Source organism: Raoultibacter timonensis, assembly GCF_022845715.1.
GTDB lineage: Bacteria > Actinomycetota > Coriobacteriia > Coriobacteriales > Eggerthellaceae > Raoultibacter > Raoultibacter timonensis.
Window position 1 is genome coordinate 3,715,453 of record NZ_AP025564.1, and the last position, 21,999, is coordinate 3,737,451.

The following is a 21,999-nucleotide window of genomic DNA, read 5'->3' on the forward strand; positions in this document are numbered from 1 at the left end:
TAATGGGCAATGCCGTAATGCATCGATTATACTGGATTGCAGCGATACGAAGGGAGATTCATGAGCACCGCCGATCAAATCAATCCTGCCAAAGCGTCAACGCCCTCCCGTGCTCGACGAATCCTCGCATCCTTCGCCCGAGCATGCGCGCTCGCCTGCCTGCTCACGATCGCGTACGCTGCTGTAGCCGCCCCGTCTGCTTGGGCGAAAAGCTACGACATGCCTCAAACCACCATCGACGCGGTGCTGTCCGACGACGGATCGCTTGCTGTAACGGAAACGCGCACATTCAAGTTCAACGGCGATTTCACATGCGTCTGGTGGGAGTTCGACCTGTTCGGATCAAACGCCGAAATGACCGTCGAATCCGTTCAATTCGAACAAGACGCTTCGTCGCGCGATCTACGCGAAGTGGAGTTCGTATCGAGCTGGCGAAGCGAAGGAGGCCCAGGAGGATTCGCGTACTCGGTCGATACCCTGTTCGACAGCGTGTACGTGTTCTTCCAGGCAGCGGACGAAACGGTATCGGTCACGCTCCACTACCGAGTCGAAGGCATGGTGACGAAGTATTCCGATATCGGCGAGCTGTACTGGCAGTTCGTCGGCTCGGAATGGGCCGAGCCGTCTCGCAACGTAACGATGACGCTCCACTTGCCCCAACCGACCGGCGCTACCTCCATCGCGGGCGAGAATGTGCGGGCCTGGGGCCACGGCCCGCTGGACGGGGATGTCGCAATCGGAAGCGACGGGGTGGTCACGTTCACCGTACCGCGCATCGATCCGGGAACCTATGGCGAAGCGCGCGTCGTGTTTCCCACCGAATGGCTGGCTCAAAACGCCACGGTAGAATCATGGGATTACCCGGCCCTCAATTACATAGTCAAAGAGGAGACGAAGTGGGCCGACGACGCCAACCGCCAACGATCTGCCGCAAACGCCCTGTATATCGGGTACTTCGGTGCGTGCGCCGTCTTTCTCGTACTCTGCCTCATAGCCTTCTTCAGGTTCGGACGCGAGCATTCGACAGCTTTCAAGGAGGAGTACTGGCGCGACGTTCCCGATAAGAACGTGCACCCCCTCGTAGTGAAATACGTCGAAAGCTGGGGAACGGTCTCAACGAACGATTTTGCAACCGAGCTCATGCATCTCACAGCAACGGGAGCCATCTATCTGGGGACAGGCACCTATTCCAAGCCGGCAAACGACATTCCCGACACGTTCAAAACCATTGGAGCGATGCTGTTCGGAAACCAAGCCATGCAGCAGAGGATCGCCCAGGGAGGCCTCGTCGCCGTGGACGATTACTACCTTGCACGGCTGCCCAAGGCGAACGAACTCACCAATCCCATCGACCTTGCCGCACTCGGTCTTCTGTTCGGGCAGATCGGAAACGGCGCTGACTCCATTTGGTTCGACTCCATCGATCTGTACGCAGAGCGCAACAAAGAACTCGCGGTCGACGGCTTCAAGCACTGGACCGACGTGGTAAAGAAGCAAGCCGAGGCTGGGCGGTTCATCGAAAAGCCGGGCAAAGCGCTGGGAACCGTACTCAAGGTAATCTCGTGGGTTATCGGACTCATCGGCCTGTTTCTCGGCTCGATGAACGCCTTCTTCTACATCGGCACCGCCGTAGCGGTGGCGGCCAACATTCTCGTAATTCGGTTCATGCCCCGTCGAAGTCGCGCAGGTGCAGAGCTGCACGCAAAGGCGAGCGCGTTGGAGCACTGGCTCAACGATTTCACGCTACTGAACGAGCGGTTGCCCCTCGATGTGAGAACATGGGGCGATTTCATGGTGTACGCAACGCTGTTCGGCATTGCCGACAAGGTTATGAACGAGCTGCGCGTAACCCTTCCCGAGGTGTACAAGCAGGCAACCGGCAGCGCATCAACAGACATCGGCGGATCGAACTGGGGCCTCTGGGTCATCGATACGCACAACGTCGGATCGTCGCTTTCGAGCCTGGGTGCAAGCTCGGCGTTCGATGCTTTCAAAAGCACCGTATCGTCATCGTTCTCCACCTCGAGCAGCAGCGGAGGCGGAGGCGGGGGCGGATTCTCCGGCGGAGGCGGAGGAGGAGGCGGTGGCGGAGGCGGTGGAGCCCGGTAAAACCAGGGTTCAGCCCGCACCCCTTCCCGAGCGGTTCGGCCGTCAAAACCCCATCCCTCAGAAAACCGCACCTGGCGTTGAGCGCAATCGGCGCCAGGTTTCGTTTGCGCCTAGCTCCAGCAAGCAGTCATGATGCTATGGGCGCCAAGTGAGACTTCGGCGACGTTGCCGTCTTCGCATAAGGTGAAAGATTGCTCCCCATCGGATTTATTGAGCACGACGAGCACCCGTGCACCGTCGGGGTTGACGAACCCTGCGCATTCGACGGCATCGGTAAACCGCGATACGAGGCATCGGTGCGCACCGCGTTCGACGAACCGCGAGAAGTGGCCGATGTAGTAGTACGAACGATTGATGATGAGCTCGCCTTGTTCGCGATCGTACATGAGCGGCGCCTCGCAGAAGTTGCCGACGTGGTTCGGGCCGCCTTGCTCGTCGAGCAGCACGTTCCAGTCCACGAACCCGTTCGCCCCCGCATTGAGGTTGCCGATCATGTCGTGGGCGTACTGCTCGGCCTTTCTCCCTTGGCTCGCTTCGCGGTCGCGCGAGTACTCGACGCACCCCTCCGTGAAGATGAACTCCTTATCGGGATGCGTCCTGACCGTTTCTGCCAGCGCTTCGAAATGATCGCCCGAATACCAATGGAAGGCCACGCCCCCGACCGCCTTATCGGCTTCGGGCTCGGCGAGCGTTTCGTCGACGCGCTCGATGATGCGATCCTTGTTGTGATCCCATACGAGAATCTCCACGTTGCAGAGCCCGGCGTCATCGAGCGCGGGGCGCAGATGGCGCGCTGCGAACTCGGCTTCTTCTTGAGATGTGAACAGGCACGACTCCCACATTTGCCGCGCCATGGGCTCGTTTTGCACCGTCACGCGCGAAACGGATATACCCTCGCGCGCGTATTCGGCAACGTAGCGCGCCACCATGGAAGCCCACATGCCGTAGTACTTCTTGCGCAGGCTTTCCCCGAGAATCATCGTACGCGACGTTTTCATGAACGCCGGCGGACTCCAGGGCGATGCGATGATCTCGATGGACGGATCGACTGCAAGGGCGCATTGGATAAACGGAATGAGCAGTTGCCGATCGTGTTCGATGGTGAAGAGGGATAGCCCCTTGTCGCGCTTATCGGTAAGGTACGCGTAGCTGCCCAGCGAGAAGTCGCAGCTCTGGATATGCGTCCTGCATAGCGTGTACGCATTGCCCCCAGGCCCGAAGCACAGCCCCAAGAACCGATCCTGCACTTCGGGCGGCATGAGCGCGAACGTATAAGCCGCCGATTCGGTGAGCGCCGCCCCGAAACCTGCGACGCGCTGGAATGTTTTATGCGGATACACCTTCACGAGGTTCATCTCGGCGCGCTTGTTCCGCGAAAACGCAAGCTCGGTTCTGCGCATAGGCTCGTGAGCGTCGGTGGTATAGCACTCGATCATGGTCGCATCCCTTTCCCTACTGGGCACTCATCCTCGAACGGACAATCGGCACAGGTCGAAATCGCGTATACTACGCATTGTACAGGAGGGAACCATGAGCATCGAACAAAGACTCGAACCCGAGAATCCCGAAGACGCGATACCGCGCTTTCGCTTCTCGCTTTTCGGGCTCGGGTTTCTCCTTGCTGCCAACACCGTTTTCTTCAAGGCACTTGATCTGTTTCAAAGGGATGCAGGCGCTTCGATCCTGCCCGATCCTGGCATGGCAGCCTTTCTCGGATGCGGATGCGCCACAGCGATCGTCTTGACGGTCGCGCTTAAAGAGGGGCGGGCGCTTCCTTCTCGAAGCTTGATTGTTGCAAGCAGCATCTACATCCTCAGCATGGCCTGCACTGCCCTGCACTGCGCGATCCCAGAATCCCCGATATGGCTTCACGTCGCTGCTGGCAGTTTTCTCGGAATAAGCGATACCGTGCTGTTTCTGCTCTGGGGTCGAGCCCTTTCGAATCTCCCACCCAAAAAGGCGCTTATTCACCTTGCGGTTTCAGTAGGAGTTGGCGGGGCCGCTGGAACGATGCTGTCGATGCTGCTCGCTATCGTGGCTGCACTAACCTGCGGAGCGCTCTTGGGATTCGTCAGTTTCGCATTGTTGAACAGGGAGCTTTCTGCAACAGCTCCCGAACAACCCGTAAACCATTCCGAATTGGCAATCCGCTACCACGAAGCAGCGGGGTTTTTATGGAAGCCCGTCGTAGCAAGCATGGCATGCTCCTTCATCACGGGACTCACCTGGAGCGCCGATCTCGATTCGTTGGGCGACGGATCCCTTGTCATCGTCAGCAACCTCGCCGTCTGCTTCGCGCTCATCGTATTCGTCTACCTACCAAAACGTCCGTTCAACCTCGTCGCATTCTTCCAGCTGTTTCTTCCGATCGCCGCGATCGTATTGCTTGTCATCCCCTTTCTTGATGCACCTGCGGGAAGCCTATTCTCGGCTGCAGTACAGATAGCCAACGGATGTGGATTCGCATTGCTCGACATTGCGGTGCTGAGCGCCCTTGCGATCGCCTCGTATGTGCTTGCCATTCCATCGGGCCCTTTGTTCGGCATCCAGCGTGCGATCGGATCGGGAGCGATGCTCGCCGGCTTGCTCGCACAGTTCCTTGTTCCTCAAAGCACGCTCAAAACCCTGTGCGCCCTCGTCTTGGCCTGCTATATCGCCGCAATCGTGGTGTCGACGGTCCGCTACGGAAACAAACCGCTCGGCGAGCGCCAGGAGAAGGAGGCAGTTTCGATACGGAAACGCTGCAACGTCCTGGCCGATCGGTACGGACTCTCGCCGCGCGAGACCGAGATCCTTGCCTATCTTGGCCGGGGACGCGGATCGACCTACATCAGCGAGGAGCTGTTCATATCGGTGCACACGGTAAAGACGCATACGAAACACATCCATGAAAAACTCGATGTTCACTCGCGCGAGGAGCTCATCAATTTGATCGACGAAAGCGATGTCGGGGCCGATAGCGACCCCGACAACAAGAGCGAATCGTAAATACACCCCGCGCCAATGATTAAGACGCAGCGTCCTATAGTTCCGCCAGATACTGTCCGACAACGTAACCATGCGTAATGGCCATGCCGATGGAAGCACCGCCGGTAGGCGTGGAATAGTTGTTGCCCCAACGCCCGCCGAGGCAGTTGCCAGCCGCGTAGAGCCCTTTGATGGGGGTCCTGTTCTGACCCAAAACGTTCATGTTCTCATCGGTATCGAGCCCGCAGAGCGTAACCATGACGGATGTCTGCGTTGCCGAATTCATCGAAGGCGACGTGTAGTACGGAGGCTCGTCGATCGGGATCATACAATCGGCATCTTTTCCGAACTGAGTGTCCTTCTGCGCATAGCATAGCTCGTTGTACTTGTTGATTTCCTCGATGCACGTGGGAATGACATCGTCGGAATATCCCGCGTACCTGAGTGCCGTTTCAAGATCTTGCGCACCGTACACCGTTGCAAGGTTGCGCTCGGTAATGCAAGCGCTACGCACGCCCGCGCCTTCGGCACCCGCATCCACTACGGCCGCCATGTCGGTGACAAGGTCATCGTAATACTGAGGCCTCGTATAGTTCGGGCATCCGTGGTCGACCGAAGCGTGCTGAACGGTCTGCAACCACTTAGAGTCCGTTACCGTGCAAATAATGCCAATCGGCTGGCGACGGCTTACCGGCGACATCTGAACCGCCGAAGCCTCGTTCATAAACCGTTTTCCATCAGCATTAAGCAGCAGGAAGGGGGAATGGCCCCAAGGACCGCCACCGCCGCCGCCCATGTCCATGGTCGAACGCGGATCGGCTTCGATGAATCCGCCCGCCCAGCAGCCCATCTTGTGGCCCGCTCCATCATTCGTTGTCATCGAGAACGCATCGCCGTCGACGTAATCGGATTTCGTAATTCCGCTACGCTCGTTCCATTCGGCCAACTCGGTGATGAGATCCCAACACATTTCGCGATTCGCCTCGAAACCGCCCGTTGTCAGGACTACACCCTTCTTGGCTACGAACTTTACGTAGTCGCCATCGACGTTTTTCGCTATGACACCCGTCACCGAACCGTCGCCATCCTGTGTGAGGACTAGAGCTTCATGGCCCCAATACCACGTAGCGTTTTCTTTGGTGATCTTCTCGATTGTATAGTTCCATGCTTTCGTAATCGTGGAAAACGAGGCGACCCCGTCGACGGGCTGATCGTTGTATGGACCCCAGAACTGCGTATCGCCCGCCCACGTATAGTAGCCGCCCGAGTAGATCGGATAATCCGCGCCCGTCGGATGGCCGTAAGCCACATGCACGGGCATCTGCTCTTCTGCAAGAATCTCATCGTCTTCGGGAATGGACTCGAGCATGAGGTCGAGCGCAGGGCCCGAATTCTCGACGTACTTGGCCAACAGAGAGGGATTGACGCGACCGGCGCCGCGTACGCAGAATTCCCTTGTGATCGCGCCGAGATCATAGCCACCGAAACCTCGGCTTTCGAGAAACTTCGAATTGAAGTTTCCGAACTCACCGCCGATGTACTTGTGTGCATCCATCGAAGCGGCTTTCTCGATGACGGCAACCGTCGCCCCGCACTTGTTCGCCATCATCGCGCAACCGCTTCCCGCATGGCCGCCCCCGCATACAACGATATCGACTTCGACGGTATCGACGATCTCGTCATCCGAAATCGTCGGCGGCTCACCGAGCCAATCGTATCCATCGTCCATGTACCCGATCGGCCCAGTCGATCCCGCAGCGGCGGTCGCATCGGCATCTGCCGCGTCGGCCTTCGTATCGGCCCCCGAGGCGCAACCAGCAAGCGCTCCCCCCGCCATTGCTGCGACGCCGGTGATTCCGACGCCCTTGAGAAAACTGCGCCGATCCATGCCGGCACCCGCGTTTTCCAACAAACCCATATTCGCTCCTTCGATAGTCTCTTCAGACGCCGCTACGCTCCTAAGAGATCGATCTTTTTTCGTCTGCGGCGTCCCCTCGACGAAAACACTAGGAAACGAACGGTTTTCTCGGTATAGCCAAAAGTGGGTATTTCTTGTTTTACCTGCTCAAAGATCATAAGTTTGTTTGCTTGTTGTTTTTGCTCCTTTGCGCAGCACCCGCGTCAGCAGTCATTCCGTGTCCCGCATGATCTACTTTCGTGGCAAGAGGATGCTGCTTGAGGAACATCATGATGATCGCACCAACCAGAAGAAGCGGGATCAGATAGACGAAGATGGGGATGAGCGCATCGTTGTACGAAGCCTTGATACCCTCTTGCAGCGTCGCCGACAGGCTGTGGACGAACTCGGGCGTGATCGCATCGACGTCGATGTGCTGCGAGGCGGGGATGTTCTTCGCCAGTTCGGTTGCCAAGCGCGACGTGAACGCCGCGCCGACGAGCGATGCTCCGAGCGTCGAACCGATCTGCCTGAAGAAGTTGTTGGCCGCCGTAGCCGTACCGACGATTTCGCTCGGAAACTCGTTTTGCACCACGAGCACGAGGATTTGCTGACCGAGTCCGATGCCGAACCCGAGCACGAACAACGAAAGCCCCGTCATCACCAGCGAGGTGCCCATCGAAATCTGAGATAGGAGGAAGAATCCGCCCGCCATGACGAAGCATCCCGCAATGGGCATCCACTTGTACTTGCCCGTCTTCGAAGCGAGAAAGCCGGTCGTCACGGCCATGAGCATGGCGCCGCCCATCATCGGAACGGTCATGAGCCCGGCCTGTTCGGGCAGAAGCCCGTCGACGATCTGGAAATACGTGGGAAGGTAGGTGGTCGCCCCCATCATGCCGAGCATGATGAGCAGTCCCGTCACGGTGCACAGCACGAAGTTTCGGTTCTTGAACAGGTACAGCGGGATGATGGGTTCGCGCGCGAATCGTTCGGCGAACACGAAGATGACGGCGGCCACAACGCACACGATGGCAAGCCCGACGATAACCGAAGAATCCCATGCATAGAGCGAGCCACCCCACGAGGTGAGCAGAACGAGCGACGATACCGAAACGATCATGAACACCATCCCCGCAATATCGATCGAGGGCCGTTCGTCGACGCGATTCGGTTTGGGCAAAAACTTCGCCGCCGCAGCAATGGCGAGCAGCGCCAGGGGTACGTTGAAGCCGAACAGCCACCTCCAGCCCGTCACCTGGACGAACCAGCCGCCGAGCAAGGGACCGAGCACCGTCGACAGGGCGAATACCGATCCCATGACGCCCATGTACTTACCGCGCTCGCGCGGGGGGATAACGTCGGCGATCGTCGCCTGCGAGAGGATGATGAGGCCGCCGCCACCGAGGCCCTCGATGGCGCGCCCGACGATGAGACCGTCCATCGACGTTACGAACCCGCAGGTCACTGAGCCGACAACGAATATGCCGAGCGCTGAAATGAGCAGATACTTCCTGCCGATGAGATCGCCGAGCTTGCCGTAGATGGGCATCATGATGGTCGCGGCGAGTATGTAGGCCGTCGTGACCCACTCCATATGATCGACGCCCCCGAGGTCGCCGACGATGGTGGGCAGAGCCGTTGCCGTGACGGTTTCGGAAAGCGAGCTCACGAACATAGCGAGCAGAAGGCCCGCGAAGATGGCCGCTATATCGCGTTTATGTTTCCGTGCTGCATCCACAAATGATACTCCTTGATCGTTGCCTTGGAGTATCCGCCCGCAGGCGCGCGCTCAACCTGTTTGTTGCCGAGGGATGCCGAACCGTAAACGTTGATTGACGACCTTCCTATTCGACCGCTATGAGAATGCGCTCACCCGCTTGCCCGTACGTCGCATCGATCACGCCGCCCAATTCCGTTTGCAGATAGTTGATGAGCGCCTCGGTGTCGGAATAACCTGTCGTGTAGCCGGTTGCCTGGTAGGCTTCGGCCACCGCATAGTACGTATCGCCGCCCGCCGTGATGAAGCTCGACGCCGCAATCGTGTAGTCCGCATCGAGCGAGAAACCCTTGCCGCCGACATCGGTGATCGTCACGCGTGCGCCGGGGTTCGCGGGAGCGTAGTAGGTCGAGTCGGGATATTGTTCGCCGTTCTCGTAGGGAACGGTCGTATCGACCAGGTACGTGATCCCCGCCACTTGCGGAAACCCACCCGACGCCTCGGGTAGGCAGAACGTTGCCGCCTCGAGCACTTCGAGCAGCTCCGCGCCCGTAAGCGTTACCGCGTTGAGGCTGTTGTTATAGGGAAACACCGTCATAAGCGTTTCCATGCTGATCTCGCCCACGCCGATGGACGCACGGATGTTGCCGCCGTTCACGATGGCTCCGTCGATCGTCTGGCCGCTCGCCTGCCGCGCCTGCCACAGCATCGCATCGGCTGCAAAATCGCCGAGGTTGGTCTCCTGGGTGCGCACGCCCGGATCGCGCTCGCCGTCGAGGGCAACGTCGGTTGTGCCGATGGTTTCGGAAAGCTGGCTCTTCACTTCGTCGTTCGTTTGCGAAATGAGCTTGTCGGTCGCCTCGTCTTTGCCGTCGTAGGTTCCGTATTCGACCATCTGCTCGGTAAAGGCGCCGTCCTCGTAGAGCAGGACGCCGATGTTCTCGATATGGCACCCCGTACTCACGAGCAACGAGCCGTTGACCTCCTCGTTGACAACCTCGTGATCGTGCCCGTCGATGAACACGTCGATGCCTTCGGTGTTTTCGAGCACATCGATCGATCGGTTCGGCGCCGCGCCGCCGAGGCTACCCAAATGTCCCAGGCACACGATCACCGTGCAGCCCTGAGCCTTGAGCTCGTCGACCTGCTCTTGCGCGCATCGGTACATGTCCTCGCCCGCAGCGAACGTGAGACCGGCGACGTTCTTCGGACTGGACTTCGTCTGCGTTTCGGGCGTTGCGAGACCGAACACGCCCACCTTCGTGCCGTCGCCCAGCTCGAACACCGTGTTTGCTTGCGCGAACGGCTCACCCGTCGCATCGACGGTGATGTTCGCGGCGAGCACGGGGAAGTTCGCCTTCGCGATGAGCGCTTCGAGGTTGTCGGCTCCCCAATCGAATTCGTGGTTGCCGATCGACATGGCATCGTATCCTGCCGCATTCATGAAATCGATGGCGGCTTCGCCCCGCGAAAGGTTCACGAGCACGTTGTCCTGGATGGCGTCGCCGTCGTCGAGGAGCAGCACTTCGTAGCCCTGCTCCTCGTAGTCTTTCTTGATCTGGGCGACCGCCGCCATCCCGATGACCCCGGGTGCGGAATCGGTCGGCTCGGCGGGCATGTCGTAGCCATGCGTGTCGTTGGTGTGGATGATGGCGAGCTTCGGCTCGGCGGCTTGCGGTTGCCCCTGTTGTCCCCCGCCCGAACACGAGCACCCGAATAAGGGCAACCCGCACGCCGCGACTACAACGGTCAGGAATAGGATGCCTAGCTTTCGACCCGTACGCCTCATAGAAGCTCCCTTCGCCACAGGAAGCCCCATTTGCTTCCCGTCTCCCGAAAGTATTATCCCATGACGCGCCCGACGCATGCTCGACGCATCAGCATGCGGAAGCAGCGCTCGGCGGAAGCGTTCGCAACCCGCCCTCGCGGTAGCGAAGTCGACTTCCTTTACAGGATCGCGGCGCAGACCATGCCTATTCGTGCGTCGTCAGGTTGAGCCCGATGATCCCTGCACCGATCAGTAAAATGCAAAGGATCTTGATGGCGCTCGCAGGTTCTTTCAGAAACACAATGCCGAGAATCGCCGCACCGACGATGCCGATACCCGTCCACACCGCATAGCCGACGCTCAGCGGCAGCGTCTTCAGCGCGTGCGCCAGAAGGCCGAAGCTGATTATCATACCGACGATGGTAAGAATGCTCGGCATGAGCTTGCTGAACCCATCCGACAGCTTGAGCTGGTAGGCCCAAAACGTCTCGAACAGTCCGGCGATGATCAGAATTACCCAGTTCATGATGCTCACTCCAATAAAAAAGCATGCGCTTTCCCCTATCTTCTATGGCCTAACGATAGGGGCGCACATGCTTTGTTCTTGGTCTACCCGGCGGCAGATGCTTCAATTGTCCGTTTATTCTACCCTCTTAGGTAACATCATACTAGGGTATTCGCCAAAACTGCATAGCCGCTGCTCATTCAAGCAGTATGCATCCCAAACCTCCCCGAACGCCGGTTTTGCGCCGCCTGGAGCTACTTTGCGATCAAAACGGGAATCTCGGCTCCGTGGAACACCTTGTAACTTACGCTTCCCATGTATTCCTTAAGCCCCGATAAACCGCGGTTCCCCAGAATGATGAGATCGTACTCGCCGCCGTTCGCCAACTTGAGAAGCTCGGTAGCGGGAGCCGTGCCGGTAAGGAGCAGCGTGCCTGCCCGATCACCAAGCGCTTCGATCTTGTCATGGGCCGCATACAGCGTTTCTTTGCCATCCTCGATCATCATGTCGGTAATGTCTTTGAGGCCGATCGCTTGCGTTTCGTTCAGCAGGGGAATCGGTACGACGTTGACTACATCGACTTTCGTATCAGGGTTGGGCAGCGCGATGTCGAACGCAAGGCCGAGCGCTTTATCGGCCAGATCGGAGCCATCGTATGCGACAAGGATTTTCTTGAGGGCCATGGTATCCCTTCCTTTCACGATCGGACGGAGGCCGCCTTGGTATGACCCGTCGGACGGCCTTGCATTCGATCGGATCGTCGGATCCAACAATGCCTTAAGTATATCGCGTTTGGGCGGCGCTGGTTTATTACAGGCAGCCTACGATTCTCTCCTTGTTTCATCCATGGGGTTGCATTAGTTTTTTGGTAAGCTATTCTCTAATAATGCTCCTATTCGCATATCCAACGAGAGGAATCCCATGCAGTACGTTCCTACCGATTCTACCCAGCGGCAACTGCTGCGAAGCCTTTCATACTTCAGCGTGAGACTCAAATACGTTGAGCGCAAAAGCTTTTTCGGCCTTTCGGGCCGACAGGTCCTGCTGCTCGCTTCGCTCTGCTCGTTCGACGAACCCCCCTCGCTCGGCGAGCTCTCGGAAGCGAACGGCGCCTCGCATCAAAACATCAAGCAGATACTGCTCAAGCTTGAAAAGGCCGGTTATGTAACCATTCGTCCCGACGAGCACGATAACCGCGCCCTGCTCGTCGAACCGACCGACATGGGTCGAAATCTCGCCGTACTTTACAACGAGAAGATCGACGAAGTCATCAACCATCTCTTCGAGGACATTTCGGAAAAGGATGCCGCCACCTGTGTCGCCGTAGTCGAGAAGCTTCGTGAGGGACTCAAAGAATTACTGTAAGCGGCGATAGCTCCTTGCGCGTGCAACGGAAAGCTTAGCCGCCAAGCAGCCCCAAGCGGCTAAGATCGTGCCGTAGGAAATCGACCGGCCGCCCTCGCTGTGCGAACCCTGCCGCCTTGCACAGCTCCCGGTTGGCGGCAGAGCAGGCGTCGAGCTGTACGAGCTCCGCTGTATCGATCGCAAACTCGTGTCGTTGCAGATAGTCAACTGCGAGGTTAAGCCCCGCAACCGATCTGCGGCCGTGCGTCTTGGTGGTTTCAGACGGACCAGAGATATCGAGGTAGGCTTCGACCAATTCGGCGCTCAAACCTTCACTGCGCAGCACTGCGGCTAACGAATCCACGCATACCGTCTGCCAATCCGCCCAGTCCTGCTGCGACAACCCTGCAGCCAGAACGCAGAATCGATTGCTTGCATTGGCCGCGATGAGCGCATCCTTCCCCGCGAACGTGAAGCGATGGACCTCCCAACAGAACAGCGGATCGGTCATGTTCCCGTAGGGCGGCTTCCTCGCATGGAGGTAGTTCTGCAGCGGTATAGTGATGCCGAACTCCATGGGGATCAGCCCTTCTAGACGAAAAACAGCGGCATTGCTACTATAACGGTTTTACTCTACGCCCCTATGCCGAGAGCGACGGAAAGCGTTTAACATATATTAGGATCCATCTATCGTGCAACCTGTACCCCGTGTGGGGTGACCAACGGCAAGGCTAGCCAAGATCGCACGACGGCATCAACCCACACTCCCCATGCGGGGAGTGACCTTCACCGGACTGAGCGCGACCGCACCGGTCACAAAATTTCAACCCACACTCCCCATGCGGGGAGTGACACGGTACTCGTAACCGCCATGAAACGTGACGGTCAATTTCAACCCACACTCCCCATGCGGGGAGTGACCGCAACATATAGTCGCATCCATTCTCGTACGCCTACATGTTGTCAATACCTAGCCAAACTTGCTGCCCCATTACCATCCAGAACCACCCAAATGCCGCAGAAACAGGTGCGAACCTCATTCGCGCAGGCATGATCGCCTCAGGTTCGCACTTGCATTCACAACGCAAGAAAACCTTCGGCATCATACGTTGGCTTCGCGCCTACGTGTTCGATTTTGGTTTGGTACTTCGCGCCAAGACGATAAAACCTCAGACTATCCTTTTCTGGATCGATCAGCTCAATCAGCTCACGTTTAATGCGCTCCATCGTTGCAGCATCAGCAACGCATTCAAAAACCGAATTCTGCACGCGTTGGCCGTAATTCACACAATGACGAGCAACACGCCTTAACCGACGCCGACCTTCGGGATCTTCGGTATTCACGTCGTAGGTTATCAAGATAAGCACAACGAGGCCTCACTTCCACATAAAGGGAGGATATCCATCAAGATCCCCCCTCAAATACCGCGACAACAGCAACGCCTGCACATGAGGAATCAGGCCCCGAGGGATCTTCTCCTTCAGGAACGGATGCGTTATCTGTTCCTTCTTTTTATCTTGCCATGCTTCGAACAGCGTACGCCGCCCATCGCTCGTAAGCCTTACTTCACCGGTTTCACGCTGCTCGAAACACGACGAATCGACAACCTTATTATTGATGGAGGTAAGAACAAACCGATCAACTATCGCCGCCCTTAGTTCTTCCATGAGATCAAGGGCAAGAGAACGACGTCCCGGTCTATCAACGTGAAGAAAGCCGACATAAGGGTCAAGCCCAACGCCTTCTAAAGCCGATGCGCAATCGGAGGCGAGAACCGTGTAAAAAAGCGAAAGCATTGCGTTCACCGCATCGGTTGGAGGACGACGAACTCGCCTGTCAAAGAAGAAGCTCTCTTTGCCCCGAAGAATAAGCTCGTTGAACACCCCAAAGTACACGGAAGCCGCTTCGCCTTCGATCCCTCGCAAAGAATCGAGCGAAGGACATGTCTCAATCGCACGGAGTGAATAACCGATTGACCTCGACGCAGCCTTTACCGCTTCTGCATCGATGCGCATTGAGTGATCGCGCGCAGCACGCTCGAGCACCCACCGAGCGTTGAAAAGCTTTCCAATGATAAAACTTTTGGCAATAGGCAGGCTTTGGTCTTCATCCTCAGAGCGTAAATACTGAGTCTTTCGAAGTACCACGTTACCGCGCTGCTCACCGTGAACGCCGGCAAGATAGCGGCCTTTGCGATCGTAGAACGACAATGCAACGCCGCGCTCGGCGCAAGCGCCCATCAAGCTAGGGCTAGCTCCCCGATACGAAAAGCTCAGCACGCTTTCGAGCGTATGCAGCGGCACGCGGCCCAACTCCCCGTCACCACGACGGACAACAACGTTCTCGCCATCAAGCGCCAGGTAAGCATCTTCCGTAAATACATACAGGGTATTGAGTAAATGCCTCACAGTGACTCCTCCCCCAGGCGGGCTGCGATGTAAGCTACCGCAGACGCTTGGCCAATTTTGCCCGGTAAGCACAGGTCGACAAGCGAGCACGATCGGCAGGCCGGATGACGCTTGACGTTTGGCGTATGGCGGCGAGCGTAGAGTCGGTGCATCTCGGCTGCAGCCTCCTGAACCCGGTCTCTCAAACTCGCACCCAGCTCCACCATCTCCCGCGATCTCGTTTCACCATAGAAGAGATACCCGACCGGAATATCGCTGCCGAACATTTCCTCAAGGCACATCGCCTGGGCGCACAACTGCATCCTGTCAGCATCGCTCGCTTTGCTTCTGCCGCGTTTGTATTCAACGGGAACATCGCGCCAAAGGCCATCCTCCCTGTAAAGAGAATGGCCTTTCTCATCTTGATGAAACTCGACGATATCGCACTTCCCCATCAAACCAAGCGAAGCAGAGCGTACTGCCAAGCCGCGAATGATGAGCGTATCTCCGCGACGCTCGCGCAAAGACTCATCATGTGCCCGGTCATGCATGAGATCACCTTGCACAGTCAGGAGGTTCTCCTGCCAGGTTTGCTCGATATGTATCAACGCCCATTGTCGCTTGCAGAACGCAAAATGCTGAATGCCCGAAAGAGCGAGAAACTCGTCTTCGGAATCCATCGCTTACACCAGCCTGGTAAACGTAACTCCCTCGGGGATGGCTGCTTCGTCCACAGCGATAGGTCCGTAGTCGGTAAAGGAATGGGGAACGTCGACTCCCTCGTTCTTCTGCACGCTTACCGCATCGAAAAGCTTGTACGACGGGGCATTGCCCAGCTCGTTCTCGTGCTTGAATACGATAAGCTCCCGAACCGCCATCTTTCCGCGAGCAGCCGAATGATCGTGCTCGAACATATTGATAATCGCATCCCAGAGCAGCTGAAGATCCTCGTCGGAAAAACCCGTTGTCTTCCGTGCAAGATTCGCAGAAACGTACCCCTCACCGCGATACAGCGCGTAGGGAATCACGTACTTGCGGCCCATTTCGGTGCCCTTTTTCTCTGCGTCAGCTTCGGTGGTAATCGCTACGCGTGTAATGGTTATCTCTTCGGGAATAATCGGATCGACGCTTCGTGCGAACGTCAATTGCACTGGGCCACGAACCTGTCCGCAATTGAGGGCACCCTTCACAAACGTGGTCATGACAGCGCCAAATGTACGAACATCATAGAAGGTGCTGCACATGAAATCGCGGATTTTGCCATCGATCGCAGGGTCGTCTTTCTTAAGCTTTTTGATGTCCTTCACATCTGCCCCGACGGCATCGAGTGCTCTGTTGTCACTGGTGTTGAGCGGCACGCCGTCCTTGATGTAGATTTCGAAGCCGGGCTCGTCCTCCTTTACGGTTTCCACGTAGTTGCGGATCTTTCTTTTCAGGCACACATCGGTCACGATACCATAGCCCGATTCGGGATCGACGCGCGGCATGTTGCCCGCATCGGGGTCTCCGTTGGGGTTGCCGTTCTCAACATCGAAGTACACGACGAACTCATAGCGGTTTTTGATTGGCTCACTCATGGCCTATGCCTCCTCGGTGGTTTCTTTTTTCGTATAGCGATCCTGCATCTGCTGGTAATATCCCAGGATGAACGTACCCTGCTCCACGAGCGACAGACGGCGGGGGAAATCGGGGATGTCGTCGCAGAGCTTTCCAATCTGCTGCGAGTAATACCCGGCAAGGCCTTTGCTGTCTCGCGAAAGCTTCTTAAGATGGCTCTCGCCAAGATGCATGATCAGCGGGAATATGCTTGCCGGCGTAGCCGCAGCCGAATTGAAGTACTTGTTCTTGATGGTCGTGTTGATCCCCGGGTTCGCGGATTCCTGCACGTTTTCCAGTACCGCGAAAAGCCTTCCGAGCACGTATGGTGCGTCTTTACGCTCTTCGTTCAACATTGCTGTTACAACCTCCTCGCCCTGTCGGGCATTCCTGATGAGATAAGCCTTTATGATCGCCGCTCGCCCCCGCGTCACTTTGCGGGTATGCCGCTCATCGTTGTCCTGCGAGGCCTGAACTCGCAGGATCGTGTTAGCGTAGAGAGCTTCTGGATATGGCAAGCCCTCGAGGATTGAGCGCATCAGTGCGCCCCCAAGAACCGACGTCGCTGCCGGATCCTTCGCGTTCGGATTCGCCGTTTCAGTTAAGAGCCGATACGGCGAAAGATACTTCTTCTCAAAGGGCGCACGAGCGATTTCAAGGCGATCGTAGTGTTTGCGAACGTTGTCGAGCATAGCTCCGAACGTATCGCGAAGGAAGAACCGCACCGATATCCGCGCGGCATTCGGTGCAAGGCCAAGCACATAAAAGGTTTCATCGAGATCGACTTCCCCTGCCACCTTCCCGCTTGCCAGCGCCTTCATGATGGCGTCGAGTGTTTCATCGGGGTCGGCTTCTTCTTTGTCAAAAGCAGTTGGGTTAATAACCTGAGAGAACATCGTCGTACATGCTTCATCGTTGCGCTCGGCCCAGTACACGATCGTCGTGTCACCAAGCCTGATATGATGTTTGCGATCGGCCAGAAGATAATTGAGAGCCGTTGTGTAGGCAAAGGTTGCATACTCGCTAACCGGTGCATTAAGCCCCTGCTCTTCATCTCTGCCGTACGACTCGAAGGCTCGCGAGTTGAACCCAATGAGCGACGCCCCCATAGCTTGAGCGCCGACCACCCCCTTAATCGAGGGATGCAGCCGCGCAATCGGCGCTTTTTCGCCAGTTACGAGACAGGTCATGATGGCTTCTTCGGGCGACGGCTGAGCGTATGCGCGAGCCCACGCATCCCGAACAGCTGGATCTTCGAGAGCCTCGCGACCGTTTACGCGGAATACGAGGCTTCCTCCCGCCATCAAACCCTCCCCATGCAGTGCAACCTGCGCATGGCTTAAGGCTTGATCAGGATCCCACGATTCGAAGAATCGCTCGATTGCGGAAGCAACGTCTGAACCCACATCAGGCAGAAAGGCAAGGTGCCTTTGCTTTGCTGCCTCAAAGCAGCGCAGCGCCCTTTCGGGCTTTCCCTTAGAATCCAGTCCAAGAAAATAGCTCGCGTTGTCACAAAGGAGGTTCGGATCTACTCCTGATGATCGTTTCACCTGCTCGGGAACCATCCTCTGCCATCCGCGTTTTTCCTCTGCGGGAATGATGTTTATCAGTTCGCCATCGAGCGAGAGATCGAGCATGTATGCAATGCTTCGAGGGCACCAGCCAGGGCGCGCTATATCGGTATCCTCGTTCCTCAAGAGCTGCTCATAGTAGCTGACAAGCGATTGCAGGATCATCGGAATACCTCGCTTCCCGCCACGTCGATCACTCCGTTGCGCATGATGGCGCGGAAGAACATAGGCGTGATATTCTTCGGATCGGAGTAGTCCATGTCGTATAGCATGAGGCCGAAATCCCGTTCATCGACATCCGAATAGAAGCCTTTAGAGGGAAGAGGATCTTCGTAAGCTTTGAAATGAGCGGGAAATTCCCTTGTCCCGAAGTAGGGAGCGGAGTAGCACTGTCCCCTTTCGAGCCTTCTGCGGATAATGTCCTTGAACTTGCCGGGATTATCTTCGGGTGACGCCTTGTCGGTGAGATCGAAATGCGCCTCGATTACGTAGTGAACGTCGGTAAGGATCAACGAGGCGCGTTGCTGTATGTCTTCCTTCGTGTTTATGCAGGGCAGCTGACCGCCGTTCACTATTGCGCTCTTCATCGAGCTCGCAAGCGCTTTCGACTTCACCTCGTTACGCCTGACATTGGTAAACCGAATAGGGTTCAATACGTGGATCTTCTCGATCGAATACCGAAGCCCGGGATGCCAATAGATGCTCTCTATCAAACCACGAGCTGCACTGGGCGTTATCACGTCGTACGACACGCGTTCAACCGAAAGCTCTGGTCGCGTGAACAGCGCCCGATCTCCCCAAACCTCGATCTGTACTCCATAAGCCATAAGGACACCTCCTTTCTGTTTCGTTTCTTATAGTTCTGGATACAACATCATCGAACATTCTTCACCGCACACTCCGATTACCGAACAGGCCCGCAAAATATCCTGACCTGTATATAAATATTCGATTCTCAAGGTGCTCGGCTAAACAAATCCCGCATCACAAAGGCAATGCAAAATGGGTGTGTCCGTAACAACGCCTACGGTACTGTGCACTAGTAAAACAAACCGGCTCCCCCCTCGACCGCACAGCTCAATCCGGCCTCTTCCGAATAGCGCGACTGGTCGACGAGAATATACATGTCCTTTCCAATCGATTCGACAGCACCAGCCCGCATCAGGCTTTCGAGGTCTTGCTTGTAGACTCCGACCGAGTAGCGGCCAAGGCGACGAAACGTACCGCGAGACGGCTTTCCATATCGCACGGCATCGATATCGTCTGCCACGGCATCGTCGGGCACGACAACCGGCAACGATCCGTCTTCGATCATCTGAAATCTCTGGGCAGCAGTCTCGAACGGAATAGAGCGAGGGTTCGGGTATTTCGAAAGACACGCATACACTTCCGACGCGTCGAGGTTCTCTTTTCTCAACCCGTACAGATCATCGAAGTACCTTGTCATGACATCGAGCGATCCGATATCGCACGCAACTCCCTCGCATCGCCCTCCTTCTTTTTCTTCTTCAGTTCCAGTGTCGCATGCTGCCCGTTTGGCCAGATCACGCATAATGCCCCTCGAAACCGCTGCCTTTTGATGAATATCGGGAGGAACGGCATAGGACTCAGCGGGTTCGAAGAGGTAAACGAAGCTTTCTTCCGCAGACTTCCGAGCGTTGCGATTAGCTCTGCCCGCCGCTTGGATCATGCTATCGATGCCCGCAAGGGAGCGATACACAACAGGAAAGTCAACATCGACGCCAGCCTCGATCAAGCTCGTCGATATAACCCGGCATGGCTCCCCCGCAGACAGCCGCCTTCGTATCTCCTGCAGTACACGCCCTCGATGAGCGGGATGCATAAGCGTCGAGAGATGAAACGAACCTTCACCGGATATCCGCTCGTACACGGCTCTCGCCTGTTTGCGGCTGTTGACGATGCACAGCACTTGCGGCTCCTCGCAAAGTCGATCCGCAAGCTCCTCGTCGCCCAACTTCTCGAGGTAGCGGTATGTCACACGGCGGAGTTTCTCCGCAAGCTCAACTGCATCGGGCACTATCTCATGGACTTCGCACCCGCACTCTAAGAAAAAATCGTTCAACGACGGCTGCGTCGCGGTGCAGAGTACCACCGTGCAACCGTAATGTTTGACAAGTTCGGCAAGCGCTTTTACACAGGGAACCAATTGCTTGGTCGGAAGCATTTGAGCTTCATCGAGCACGATAACGCTTCCTGCAATGCTGTGGAGCTTTCGACAGCGCGATGTTCTGCTTCCGTAAAGCGACTCGAAGAACTGCACGTTGGTCGTCACGATGACCGGGGCATCCCAATTCTCCGTTGCCAAGCGCAACGCCCTTCCCTCTTCGGTTTCGTCGTCGAAATCGAAATTGGCGTGATGCTCTAGAACGTTTCTGCCACCGAGGACATCGCGAAACACCGCAGCGTTCTGGTCGATAATCGATGTGTATGGGATACAGTAGATGACTCGTTGCATGTCGTTGCCGATACAGGATGCATGATTGAGTGCAAAGCGCAGCGATGCGTAGGTCTTGCCGCCGCCCGTCGGGACGGTGAGGGAATAAACGCCCTTCGGCCCGCGCGAAACCTGCAAGCAAGCATCTAAGACCGAGCAGCGAAGGGCGTTGATGTCAGACTGCGAAGGATAGAATGATGCTATTTTCTCCTCAAGCGCATCTCGTAGCGCATCGAGCCCATCGATAGACGATCGCACCCGTTCCTCGTTGTTCATAAAGCGCTCAGTACAGAGAAAATCGGCATCGACAAGACAGGAAAACAGCATCCTCGTCAGAAACGAGAGAGCATAGCATTGCTCTTTCGGAGGAATGTCCTTGCATAGCAGCGCGGGTTTCTGGGGTTCTTCGAGAACAACATCGTTTCGATACTCGTCGAACGGAGGCAGTCCGCCCTCGCTCGCCTTCCGCAAGCGACTGCACAGCGTCGCAGCGTCTTCAGGGTCGCCCTTGGTGCCGCCATCAGGAAGCCCGCGGTGATGTCCCGCCACGCAGTATGACAAAAGAGGCAGATTCGACCGATCGAGAACGAACGCTCCCGCCGTCGAATGATCGACACGCGAGCCGTTTTCGAGAAGGCGCCGCTGAAATCCAGCAGAGTACTTTCCGATATCGTGCGCAAACCCCATTACCCACGCCCACCCTTCAGCCCCAAATGGCCGAGCGAAATCAGCGGACATTTCCGCCACTTCGCGAAGATGGTCTATGACGGGCTCCTTTTGCCCATCGGTTTCCCGAACGTGAGAATAGTACATCCCGACCTCCTGATATCAGAAAAGTCACGCTGTACTAATTGTAAGCCAGCTCATCATCCCATACGTTAACGATATATGATAAAAATGCGACAAAGATCCTTGAACCCGAAAGACGTTGTCTTTAGCTCTGCCTTAACGCTAGCCGTTGTTTCCCTCTAAGATAACTCCAGAAAGCACTACCCACCGATATCTCGAAGCGGCTCGATATCACCCTTATTTCGGCAAACGCGCTAACAAGGGGCGAGGAAGCTTTCCATATATGCCAGCGATACCCCGTCCAAACAAAAGCCTCTTGATGAAAGAAGCTCGGATCTAGCTTCGAACCCTATCCCAACCCCTCAATACCCCATCTCATGAAGGCGTTCGTCGTCGATGCCGAAATAGTGGCCGATCTCGTGAATGACGGTTTTGCCGATCTCCTCGACAACTTCCTCGCGCGAGCCGAAGCTGCGTTCGTGAGGGCCCTTGAATATCGTGATCACATCGGGGATATCGCCGTCGTAGTACCCATCCCGCTCGGTTAGCGGAATGCCGTCGTAGAGGCCTAAAAGCTCGTCCTCGTAAAGGGAGCCACCCAATGATTCGGGCTCGTCGAGCGTTTCGAAGTGATAGTCGTCGGGTTCGTCTTCCATAACGATGGCCACGTTCTCCAAGGCCTCGAGGAACTTCTCGGGGATCGTTTCGAGGGCCTCTTCGATAACGCTTTCGAATTCTTCATCGCTCATCAGGTACATCGGGTCGTCTCCCGTCACATCGTGCCGCTCGGCGCCAAGCGCCCAAGCCTCCTGTTGCGTGATAGTATTGTACCCGAAGACAGTCATACCATGGATTGCTCCGCACAAGCAAGCAACATGCCACGAGTTCGA

General features: G+C 56.6%; 18 protein-coding genes. 3 read left to right on the forward strand and 15 right to left on the reverse strand.

Features of this window, described 5'->3' with window-relative positions; translation table 11 throughout:
• The first annotated feature begins 60 nt into the window (after positions 1 to 60).
• Positions 61 to 2,109: a DUF2207 domain-containing protein gene (locus tag MWL89_RS15090; RefSeq protein ID WP_244387144.1), complete on the forward strand. Its 2,049-nt coding sequence runs from the start codon at positions 61 to 63 to the stop codon at positions 2,107 to 2,109.
• Between the two features lie 110 nt (positions 2,110 to 2,219).
• On the opposite strand, the gene MWL89_RS15095 is transcribed toward MWL89_RS15090, so the two are convergent.
• A complete protein-coding gene (locus tag MWL89_RS15095) occupies positions 2,220 to 3,545 on the reverse strand; it encodes a glycoside hydrolase family 30 protein (protein WP_244387147.1) in 1,326 nt (441 codons plus the stop codon).
• 94 nt (positions 3,546 to 3,639) lie between these two features.
• On the opposite strand from MWL89_RS15095, the gene MWL89_RS15100 reads away from it, so the two are divergent.
• The gene (locus MWL89_RS15100) at positions 3,640 to 5,097 is read left to right on the forward strand and encodes a helix-turn-helix transcriptional regulator (protein WP_244387153.1); all 1,458 of its coding nucleotides are present in this window, start codon (positions 3,640 to 3,642) and stop codon (positions 5,095 to 5,097) included.
• Between the two features lie 34 nt (positions 5,098 to 5,131).
• Here MWL89_RS15100 and MWL89_RS15105 read toward each other — a convergent pair whose 3' ends face one another.
• The 5 genes from MWL89_RS15105 to MWL89_RS15125 all read right to left on the reverse strand — a co-directional run bounded on the left by MWL89_RS15105 (position 5,132) and on the right by MWL89_RS15125 (position 11,649).
• Complete coding sequence (locus MWL89_RS15105; RefSeq protein ID WP_244387156.1) at positions 5,132 to 6,994, reverse strand: FAD-binding protein; 1,863 nt, start codon at positions 6,992 to 6,994, stop codon at positions 5,132 to 5,134.
• Positions 6,995 to 7,148: 154 nt separating this feature from the next.
• Entirely contained in the window at positions 7,149 to 8,714 is a 1,566-nt protein-coding gene (locus MWL89_RS15110; protein WP_244387157.1) for an MDR family MFS transporter, read from the reverse strand.
• 106 nt (positions 8,715 to 8,820) lie between these two features.
• Positions 8,821 to 10,482, reverse strand: a complete 1,662-nt coding sequence (locus tag MWL89_RS15115) for a bifunctional metallophosphatase/5'-nucleotidase (protein WP_244387158.1) — start codon at positions 10,480 to 10,482, stop codon at positions 8,821 to 8,823.
• Positions 10,483 to 10,666: 184 nt separating this feature from the next.
• A complete protein-coding gene (locus tag MWL89_RS15120) occupies positions 10,667 to 10,987 on the reverse strand; it encodes a DMT family transporter (RefSeq protein ID WP_102380431.1) in 321 nt (106 codons plus the stop codon).
• A 233-nt stretch (positions 10,988 to 11,220) separates the two neighbouring features.
• Positions 11,221 to 11,649 (reverse strand): universal stress protein, encoded by a 429-nt coding sequence (locus MWL89_RS15125; protein ID WP_244387160.1) that lies wholly within the window; start codon positions 11,647 to 11,649, stop codon positions 11,221 to 11,223.
• Positions 11,650 to 11,887: 238 nt separating this feature from the next.
• Between MWL89_RS15125 and MWL89_RS15130 the strand changes: the two genes are divergently transcribed.
• Complete coding sequence (locus MWL89_RS15130; RefSeq protein ID WP_244387161.1) at positions 11,888 to 12,331, forward strand: MarR family winged helix-turn-helix transcriptional regulator; 444 nt, start codon at positions 11,888 to 11,890, stop codon at positions 12,329 to 12,331.
• A gap of 34 nt (positions 12,332 to 12,365) precedes the next feature.
• On the opposite strand, the gene MWL89_RS15135 is transcribed toward MWL89_RS15130, so the two are convergent.
• The 9 genes from MWL89_RS15135 to MWL89_RS15175 form a co-directional block, all read right to left on the reverse strand.
• Positions 12,366 to 12,887: a DUF6933 domain-containing protein gene (locus tag MWL89_RS15135; protein WP_244387162.1), complete on the reverse strand. Its 522-nt coding sequence runs from the start codon at positions 12,885 to 12,887 to the stop codon at positions 12,366 to 12,368.
• Between the two features lie 500 nt (positions 12,888 to 13,387).
• On the reverse strand, positions 13,388 to 13,678 hold the full coding sequence (gene cas2 / locus MWL89_RS15140; RefSeq protein WP_244387164.1) for a CRISPR-associated endonuclease Cas2: 291 nt from the start codon (positions 13,676 to 13,678) through the stop codon (positions 13,388 to 13,390).
• A 9-nt stretch (positions 13,679 to 13,687) separates the two neighbouring features.
• Positions 13,688 to 14,719, reverse strand: coding sequence for a type I-C CRISPR-associated endonuclease Cas1c (cas1c, locus tag MWL89_RS15145; protein ID WP_244387165.1), 1,032 nt, complete (start codon positions 14,717 to 14,719; stop codon positions 13,688 to 13,690).
• Positions 14,716 to 15,378 (reverse strand): CRISPR-associated protein Cas4, encoded by a 663-nt coding sequence (cas4, locus tag MWL89_RS15150; RefSeq protein ID WP_244387166.1) that lies wholly within the window; start codon positions 15,376 to 15,378, stop codon positions 14,716 to 14,718. Before cas4 ends, cas1c begins: the two co-directional genes overlap by 4 nt.
• Positions 15,379 to 15,381: 3 nt before the next feature.
• Positions 15,382 to 16,275 (reverse strand): type I-C CRISPR-associated protein Cas7/Csd2, encoded by an 894-nt coding sequence (cas7c, locus tag MWL89_RS15155; RefSeq protein WP_244387168.1) that lies wholly within the window; start codon positions 16,273 to 16,275, stop codon positions 15,382 to 15,384.
• Between the two features lie 3 nt (positions 16,276 to 16,278).
• Complete coding sequence (cas8c, locus tag MWL89_RS15160) at positions 16,279 to 18,030, reverse strand: type I-C CRISPR-associated protein Cas8c/Csd1 (RefSeq protein ID WP_244387170.1); 1,752 nt, start codon at positions 18,028 to 18,030, stop codon at positions 16,279 to 16,281.
• Positions 18,027 to 18,692 (reverse strand): type I-C CRISPR-associated protein Cas5c, encoded by a 666-nt coding sequence (gene cas5c / locus MWL89_RS15165; protein WP_244387172.1) that lies wholly within the window; start codon positions 18,690 to 18,692, stop codon positions 18,027 to 18,029. The genes cas8c and cas5c overlap by 4 nt, the downstream gene beginning before the upstream one ends.
• A gap of 212 nt (positions 18,693 to 18,904) precedes the next feature.
• Complete coding sequence (gene cas3 / locus MWL89_RS15170) at positions 18,905 to 21,133, reverse strand: CRISPR-associated helicase Cas3' (RefSeq protein ID WP_244387174.1); 2,229 nt, start codon at positions 21,131 to 21,133, stop codon at positions 18,905 to 18,907.
• A gap of 338 nt (positions 21,134 to 21,471) precedes the next feature.
• Complete coding sequence (locus MWL89_RS15175; RefSeq protein WP_244387176.1) at positions 21,472 to 21,954, reverse strand: metallopeptidase family protein; 483 nt, start codon at positions 21,952 to 21,954, stop codon at positions 21,472 to 21,474.
• Positions 21,955 to 21,999: the final 45 nt, after the last annotated feature.

Excerpts from the sequence above, each read along its gene's own strand:
- MWL89_RS15105 (WP_244387156.1), bottom strand. The coding sequence starts at position 6,994 with ATGGGTTTGTTGGAAAACGCGGGTGCCGGCATGGATCGGCGCAGTTTT.
- MWL89_RS15120 (WP_102380431.1), bottom strand. The coding sequence starts at position 10,987 with ATGAACTGGGTAATTCTGATCATCGCCGGACTGTTCGAGACGTTTTGG.
- cas8c (WP_244387170.1), bottom strand. The coding sequence starts at position 18,030 with ATGATCCTGCAATCGCTTGTCAGCTACTATGAGCAGCTCTTGAGGAAC.
- cas7c (WP_244387168.1), bottom strand. The coding sequence starts at position 16,275 with ATGAGTGAGCCAATCAAAAACCGCTATGAGTTCGTCGTGTACTTCGAT.
- MWL89_RS15130 (WP_244387161.1), top strand. The coding sequence starts at position 11,888 with ATGCAGTACGTTCCTACCGATTCTACCCAGCGGCAACTGCTGCGAAGC.
- MWL89_RS15100 (WP_244387153.1), top strand. The coding sequence starts at position 3,640 with ATGAGCATCGAACAAAGACTCGAACCCGAGAATCCCGAAGACGCGATA.
- cas3 (WP_244387174.1), bottom strand. The coding sequence starts at position 21,133 with ATGTACTATTCTCACGTTCGGGAAACCGATGGGCAAAAGGAGCCCGTC.
- MWL89_RS15175 (WP_244387176.1), bottom strand. The coding sequence starts at position 21,954 with ATGACTGTCTTCGGGTACAATACTATCACGCAACAGGAGGCTTGGGCG.
- MWL89_RS15115 (WP_244387158.1), bottom strand. The coding sequence starts at position 10,482 with ATGAGGCGTACGGGTCGAAAGCTAGGCATCCTATTCCTGACCGTTGTA.
- MWL89_RS15090 (WP_244387144.1), top strand. The coding sequence starts at position 61 with ATGAGCACCGCCGATCAAATCAATCCTGCCAAAGCGTCAACGCCCTCC.
- MWL89_RS15095 (WP_244387147.1), bottom strand. The coding sequence starts at position 3,545 with ATGATCGAGTGCTATACCACCGACGCTCACGAGCCTATGCGCAGAACC.
- MWL89_RS15135 (WP_244387162.1), bottom strand. The coding sequence starts at position 12,887 with ATGGAGTTCGGCATCACTATACCGCTGCAGAACTACCTCCATGCGAGG.
- cas5c (WP_244387172.1), bottom strand. The coding sequence starts at position 18,692 with ATGGCTTATGGAGTACAGATCGAGGTTTGGGGAGATCGGGCGCTGTTC.
- MWL89_RS15125 (WP_244387160.1), bottom strand. The coding sequence starts at position 11,649 with ATGGCCCTCAAGAAAATCCTTGTCGCATACGATGGCTCCGATCTGGCC.
- cas4 (WP_244387166.1), bottom strand. The coding sequence starts at position 15,378 with ATGGATTCCGAAGACGAGTTTCTCGCTCTTTCGGGCATTCAGCATTTT.